8 protein-coding genes are annotated in these 6,576 nt (G+C 68.3%); 2 read left to right on the forward strand and 6 right to left on the reverse strand.

Features of this window, described 5'->3' with window-relative positions; all coding sequences use genetic code 11:
* Positions 1-156: 156 nt before the first annotated feature.
* Genes FD715_RS21920 through FD715_RS21930 form a run of 3 tightly spaced genes read right to left on the reverse strand, consistent with a single transcriptional unit; the run spans position 157 to position 3,493 of the window.
* Entirely contained in the window at positions 157-474 is a 318-nt protein-coding gene (locus tag FD715_RS21920; protein WP_147115266.1) for a hypothetical protein, read from the reverse strand.
* Positions 471-2,927: a cytochrome c oxidase subunit I gene (gene ctaD, locus FD715_RS21925; RefSeq protein ID WP_147115270.1), complete on the reverse strand. Its 2,457-nt coding sequence runs from the start codon at positions 2,925-2,927 to the stop codon at positions 471-473. The genes FD715_RS21920 and ctaD overlap by 4 nt, the downstream gene beginning before the upstream one ends.
* Positions 2,924-3,493, reverse strand: coding sequence for a cytochrome c oxidase subunit II (locus FD715_RS21930; protein WP_223275046.1), 570 nt, complete (start codon positions 3,491-3,493; stop codon positions 2,924-2,926). The genes ctaD and FD715_RS21930 overlap by 4 nt, the downstream gene beginning before the upstream one ends.
* A gap of 105 nt (positions 3,494-3,598) precedes the next feature.
* On the opposite strand from FD715_RS21930, the gene FD715_RS21935 reads away from it, so the two are divergent.
* Positions 3,599-4,114 (forward strand): DUF2231 domain-containing protein, encoded by a 516-nt coding sequence (locus FD715_RS21935; protein ID WP_147115276.1) that lies wholly within the window; start codon positions 3,599-3,601, stop codon positions 4,112-4,114.
* On the opposite strand, the gene FD715_RS21940 is transcribed toward FD715_RS21935, so the two are convergent.
* Together FD715_RS21940 and FD715_RS21945 are read right to left on the reverse strand one after the other, a co-directional pair.
* Positions 4,084-4,593 (reverse strand): CopD family protein, encoded by a 510-nt coding sequence (locus FD715_RS21940; RefSeq protein WP_147115279.1) that lies wholly within the window; start codon positions 4,591-4,593, stop codon positions 4,084-4,086. The two genes, FD715_RS21935 and FD715_RS21940, sit on opposite strands and share 31 nt — an antisense overlap.
* Entirely contained in the window at positions 4,590-5,303 is a 714-nt protein-coding gene (locus FD715_RS21945) for a cytochrome c oxidase assembly protein (RefSeq protein ID WP_189799609.1), read from the reverse strand. The genes FD715_RS21940 and FD715_RS21945 overlap by 4 nt, the downstream gene beginning before the upstream one ends.
* 202 nt (positions 5,304-5,505) lie before the next feature.
* Between FD715_RS21945 and FD715_RS21950 the strand changes: the two genes are divergently transcribed.
* Positions 5,506-5,934: a hypothetical protein gene (locus tag FD715_RS21950; RefSeq protein ID WP_147115282.1), complete on the forward strand. Its 429-nt coding sequence runs from the start codon at positions 5,506-5,508 to the stop codon at positions 5,932-5,934.
* A gap of 200 nt (positions 5,935-6,134) precedes the next feature.
* On the opposite strand, the gene FD715_RS21955 is transcribed toward FD715_RS21950, so the two are convergent.
* Positions 6,135-6,576, reverse strand: a 442-nt coding sequence (locus FD715_RS21955; protein ID WP_147115285.1) for a FadR/GntR family transcriptional regulator, incomplete at its 5' end; no start/stop codon positions are given.

A 6,576-nucleotide genomic window follows, 5' to 3' on the forward strand; every position in this document is an offset into this window, starting at 1 on the left:
CCAGCCCGAAAGGTCGCATAGCGCCCGGACCAAGAATGGGGTGAAGCCCGTAACCTGAAGGGTCGACGCCGTCCCGGAACCGCTCCGGGGGAGCGGTTCATCTCATGCATTTCGTTCGACAGAGTCGTTATCAAATTGGAAAACCTCTGACCCGGCTTACAAGCAATGCGAGACTGTCAGTGTCGGCACGAGCGTCCAAGCCGTGCCGACCAGAGCCGCAGCGGCAAGCACCAAGCTGATGCGATGAATGGCACTATCGGGATGGGGCCATCGCGCTGATCTCAGCAGCGCGAGAAACAAGGCCTGTAGCGCCAGGGCGACTAGGGTCGCGGCGATCAGCAGGACCCGGCCCGGAAACTCGGGAACGATCGCCGCCCACCTGCTCGAACACAGCATGCCATGCAGTCCGTAGATCGCGCTGAAACTGGCCAACCAAAGCGACAGAGGCAGCGACAGGCGCAGCAGAGCATTCACGTCAGAACCCCCGGCAGCCCGATCGCCGCATCCGTCAGCAGGGCGACCAGCAGGGTGTAGTCGCTCCAGAGGCGGGCGATGCGCTTCGTGCCGAGGCTGGTCTGCGCCGAATGGCCCGTCAGGCGGCGCCCCGCCACGACCGACCACATCAGCAGGCTGACGACGCAGTGCAGCAGCCCGTATCCGACGAAGACCCAGACCGTCGCGTCATAGGCATGGCGAGTGGGATCGGTGCTGCCGGACAGCAGGGGCAGCGCCGCGCCGGCAATCAGGATGAGGCCGACGAGCGTGGCACCCTGACCGGTGAGCGTGTCGAAGCGGGGGCCGATAAAGGCCAGACCGGCGCCCAAGAGCACGAGGAGCAGCGGCAGGGGACCCGGTTCGAGATAGGCGGGTGGCGGCCAGTTCGGGGCGATGGAGAACAGGAAGGCGTAGCCGAACAGCAGCGAGCCGAAGAAGGTGCCATTGGCCAGCAGCAGGAAGACCGAGCCCCACCAGCCCGGCGGGTCCGCCGCCTCCGCAGCGGTCGCGAGCGACAGGCCCCGGCCGACGGGAAGCGCCCCCTCCGGCACGCGACTCCCGAGCCCCCGGACCCAGATCAGTGCGCAGGCGATCACGCCCAGCGCGGAGATCGGCACCAGCCAGTAGGCCTTGAGCAGCATGCCGAGGAAGAACAGCCCGGTTACGGCCGACATCAGCATCGGCAGGGCGGTGTTGCCCGGGAAGACGACGACATAGCGCGGCGCGCCTGTGGCGATGTCGACCGAGAGCGTCTCGCGCCGGGCGCGATCCGGGTCGCCGAGATAGCCCTCGCCGCGCGCCAGCCGCACCGGCAGCTTGGGGTCGTCGTAGAGCGGGTCGCGCGAGGTCACGTGCGCGAGGCTGGCGAAGTTGTAGGGTGCGGCCGGCGTCGGCATCGCCCAGTCCAGCGTTCCCGCCCCCCAGGGATCGCGCGAGCCTCGGATCGCCACCACGGCGTTGACCACCACGTCGATCACCACCAGCGCGAAGCCGATCGCCATGACGAAGCCGCTGATCGAGGCGATGATGTTGATCGCCTCCCAGCCCTGTCCGGACTCGTAGCTGTCGATCCGCCGCCGCATTCCCAGAAGCCCGGCCCAGTGCAGCATCAGGAAGGTGCCGTGGAAGCCCGGCACGACCAGCCAAAAGGCGGCGTGGCCGAGCTTGAAATAGGTCTTGCGGCCGGTGAAATGCGGCATCCAGTAGTAGAGCGCCGCGATCATCGGAAAGACGAAGCCGCCGACCAGCACGTAGTGCAGGTGCGCCACGATGAAGTAGGTGTCGTGCGCCTGCCAGTCGAACGGCACGATCGCCACCATCACCCCCGTGAGGCCGCCGATCACGAAGGTGGCGAAGAAGGCCAGAAGCCAGAGCATCGGCAGGTGCATCTCGGGCCGGCCCTTCCACAGCGTGCCGATCCAGGCGAAGATCTGCACCGCCGTCGGCACCGCCACCAGTGTCGAGGCGGCCGAGAAGAAGGCCAGCCCCATATGCGGGATGCCGGTGGTGAACATGTGATGCACCCAGAGCCCGAAGCTCAGCACGCCCAAGCTCACCGCCGCCGCGACGATCCAGCCGTAGCCCATGAGCGTGGTGCGTGCCATCACCGGCAGGATGGTCGAGATCGCGCCCGCCGCCGGCAGGAAGATGATGTAGACTTCCGGGTGGCCGAACAGCCAGAACAGGTGCTGCCAGAGCAGCGCGTCGCCGCCCTGCGCCACCTGGAAGAAGGGCAGGCCGAAGGCGCGCTCCAGTTCCAGCAGGATCGAGCCGAGGATCAGTGGCGGAAAGCCGGTCAGGATCATCACCGCCGTGACCAGAGCGTACCACGCGAAGATCGGCATCTGCGACAGCTTCATGCCCGGCGCGCGGTAGCGCAGCACCGTCACGGTGATCTCGACCGCCGCCGAGATCGCCGAGATCTCGACGAAGGTGATGCCGATCAGCCAGAAATCCGAGTTAATCCCCGGCGCGCCGATGGTCGAGGACAGCGGCGGATACATGAACCAGCCGCTGTCGGGCGCCACCCCCGCCAGGAGCGCGAAGATCATCATCGACCCGCCGAAGACGTAGCACCAGAAGCCGTAGGCGGTGAGCCGCGGGAAGGCGAGGTCGCGCGTGCCCAGCATCTTCGGCAGCAGGTAGACCGCGAGCCCCTCGAAGAAGGGGATCGCGAACAGGAACATCATGATGGTCCCGTGCATGGTGAAGATCTGGTTGTAGTGGTCGGGGCCGAGAAAGGCCGAGCGCGGGCTGGCGAGCTGCGCCCGGATCAGCATCGCGAGGATGCCGCCCACCACGAAGAAGAACGTCGCCACCACGAGGAACATTCGGCCCAGATCGGTGTGGTTCACGGTGGTGAACCAGCCCTTCCAGCCGGGGTCGGAGGCCCAGATCCGCGACAGGGCACGGTGGCGCCTGAGCGCGTTCATGGCGTCTCTCCCTGCAGGAAGGCCTGCCAGCCCGCGTCGTCATGCGCGATCACCGTGAAGCGGTGGTCGCGGTAGCCCACACCGTTGAACTCCGACCCCAACCCCTCGTAGCGACCGGGCGCATCGGCCTCGATCCGCAGCACGTTGACATGCCCCGGCACGGCGTCGAGCTTGCCCGCCAGCCGCGGCACCCAGAAGGCATGCACCACGTCGGCCGTGGTGATGGCCACGTCGACCGGGCGGTCGGCCGGAATATGCAGCACGTTGTCGGTCTCGAGCCCCGGTAGGTCGTCGTACCGGAAGCGCCAATCCCATTGTCGCGCCTCGGCGTGAACGCGCACCAGATCGGGCGTCGCGCGCGGCAGCAGCCGCTCGCCCACGATCAGGCCGTAGGCCAGCAGCGCGGCCAGCACGATCATCGGGAAGGCGAGGCCCAGCCAGATCACGAAGCGCCGCTCGTCCGTCTCGCCCGATGGCCGCCGCCAGGCCCAGGCGATCAGCCCCGCGACGAAAAGGAAGATCAGCGTCGCGCCGGCCAGCAGCACCCACCACAACTGCGCGATCACCGCCGCCGCCGGTCCGGCCGGATGCACCGCCGAAAGGCTATCCTCGCAACCCGCGAGCAGCAGGAGTGTTGAGCTGGCGAGACCCCAGCGCAGGAGAGACCGGCCATGACCGAGAAGATGGTCCAGACGGAGAAGGAGCAGCTGCACGATCCGATCGTGGAGTCCGCCGGCTACGACGAGACCGAATCCATCGTCGGAATCTGGGGCCATCCGCTGCATGCGATGAGCGTCGCCTTCCCGGTGGCGCTGACCTTCTGCACCTTCGGGGCGGACCTGCTCTACTGGTGGTCGGGCGAGCTGTTCTGGGCGCGCGCCGCGATCTGGGCGGCGGGTACGGCCTTCCTCTTCGGCCTTGCGGCGGGCGCCACCGGCACGGCCGAGCTGCTGCTGGTGCCGGGCATCCGCATCCGCGCCCCGGCCTGGTCGCATTTCGTGATCGCAGTGCTCCTGCTGTCGATCCTCGGGGCGAACTGGGGCTACCGGCTGCAGGGCTACGAGGCGGCGGTGCTGCCCTACGGCATACTGATCTCGGGCTTCAGCGTGATCGTGGTGATGGTCACGGGGTGGCATGGCGGCAAGCTCGTCTTCGATTATCGTCTGGGCACGTCGAAAGGCAGCTGACGGTCGAGCGGCTCCGCCAGCCAGCCCGGCACCGGGATCTCGCCGAGTTCCGGCTTGGCGAGCACCAGCGCGAGGATGCCGAGGATCGGCAGCACCAGCAGCAAAAGCGGCCAGACCGGTCGCGGCGCGCGATGCGCGCCCTCGCGCTCGGCCACGGCGACCAGCACGTAGCCGACCCAGACATGGAAGCTCACCAGCGCCGCCACGAAGACCAGCTTGGCGAACATCCATGTCACGAAAACCTCGCGCAGGAAGATCAGTCCCGTGCCCGAGGCGATGGCGATCACCGCCGCCGGGGTGACGCCGAGGGTATAGGCGTAATGGGTGGCCCGGCGAATGCGCTCGTAGTCGCCCTGGCCGATCGCCGGGTCGTGCCGCGCCAGCATCAGGGGCAGGGCGAAGAGGCCGCCGCACCACAGGATCAGCATGCCGACATGCAGCGCCTTGAGATGCGGGACGAGGTCGTAGAGCCAGCTCACGCAACGCTCCGACCGCCCGAGGCGCGCCAGCCACGGCGTGCCGAAAGGGCGATCATCGCGGCATAGGGCAACATCGCCGGCACCCACATGATCAGCCCGCCGAGCTGCTGGTCGGCCAGCGGCGTGAGACCCCAGGCCAGCGGAGCCAGACCGTGCGCGGCGTAGAGCGGCACCGGCGCGAAGGTCAGCAGCGCGCCGAGCGCGCCCATCTGCATCAGCCCGGCCAGCGACCACAGCACGGCGTCGATGCCAGCGCGCGTGCTCAGCACCGATCGCCAGAACCAGACGGCGGACCCCAGCAGCGTCGCCTGCATGATCCAGTAGACGGCCATGTCGCGCAGCGCGAGGTCGTAGGCGGTCGGGAGATGCCAGGCCCAGAGCAGCGCCGTCGAGACGAGGAAGGGCAGGGCGACGCCTGAGGGCCGGCGGGCGGGCAGCGCCGCGGCCAGCAGCGGCGCCGCGACCGCGACGAGCAGCACGTGATGCACCACGCGGGCCGAGAACAGGCCGACCGAGATCGCGCAGAGCGGTGAGACGAAGGCGAGCGCCAGCACGCCGACGGCGACGGGCCCGGTTCTTTCGTGCCGCAGAACCACCAGAAGGAGCATCAGACCGAGAAGCAGCGGCGGGTCGAAATTCCAACTTTGCAGGGCCAGATCGGGCGCGGGCGGCGCACCGCAATAGCTGCCCGGGAGTATCTCGATCGGCACTGGCAAGCTCCTCACCACGACGGCGCGCAAGGTGCTCCCGACGCACCGCTTCGTCGCCCCCTGCGTTCTGCCAACTAGACCGGCGAGGCCTCGCTTCAATCCGATGTTACCTGCGAGAACTTACGCATTTAGAGGGAGATGCGCGGTGCAACGCGGACGAACCGGGGCAGGGCGGTATCGCGGCGATTGCCTTCCCGGCCGAATGAGAGCCAAGGACCGGACGGGACGGAATTGCCCTCCGGGCCGCGAGCGCGGCACATTCTTTGCATCTCTTGCAATGCCGGCGGTGATCCTGACCGAAGACCCTGCGAGGCGCGCCGCCGCCCTCGACTACCTTCTCTACGGCACCGGGCCCGAAGGGCAGGCACCGATCGTCCTCAACACCGGGTACATGCCGGTGAACGAAGGCGCCATCGACGTGCTGTCCGGGTTCTATGCCGAGAACCCGGCCTACCGGATCTCCGCCACGCAGATGGACCGGGCGATGCCATGGTTCGCCTGGCCGGGCGAGAACGGGGTCCGGATCAGCCAGGAGGTGGTCGACGTGCTGGCGGCGGTCTCGAACGACCGGCTCGATACCGCAGGCGCCGCCGCACGCCTGACCGCCGAGATCGAGGCGCTGATCGAGTAACGCCATCGTCCGGCGGCCCGGGGTCCGCAGGGCCCGGCCTCGGCTTGCCCGTCATCTTGCGGACGACATGTCGAAAATGCCGGGAGACTCGATCTCCCGGCACATTCTCGAAGTGGGCCGGGGGCGAGGATGCGCCCTAGTGGGCGCCGGCCGATGATCGGGCCCCATGGCCCGGTCGACTTTGGTCGACCGAAGAGCGATCACTCCCGTCGCGGCACAGATAAGTCCAACCGGATTCCCGCGCAGGCCGCCGTGTTCGAGATATGCGTGCGCATCGCCGCGGCCGCCGCCTCGGCGTCGGCCCGTTTCAGCGCGGTCAGGATCGCCCGGTGCTCCTCGATCGAAGCGCGCATCCGGGCCGTCTCGGTGTTCGGGATGGGCCGGCGCTGCGTCTCGGTGAGCAGTTCCTGGATCGAGGCGTAGAGCCGCTTCAGCATCGCGTTGGGACAGGCGGCGGCGACGGCGGAGTGGAAGGCGAGATCCGCCTCGACATGCGCCACGAGATCGCCGTCGCGCCAGGCGCTCTCGAACAGGTCGGCCTGTCGCCGCAGCGTGGCCAGCCCCTCGGGTCCGAGCGCCCCGGCCGCCAGCCGCGCCATCTCGCCCTCGATCAGGATCCGGGTCTGGAAGACCTCGCCCAGC

Origin of the sequence: Tateyamaria sp. syn59 (assembly GCF_007995245.1) — a bacterium.
GTDB lineage: Bacteria > Pseudomonadota > Alphaproteobacteria > Rhodobacterales > Rhodobacteraceae > Tateyamaria.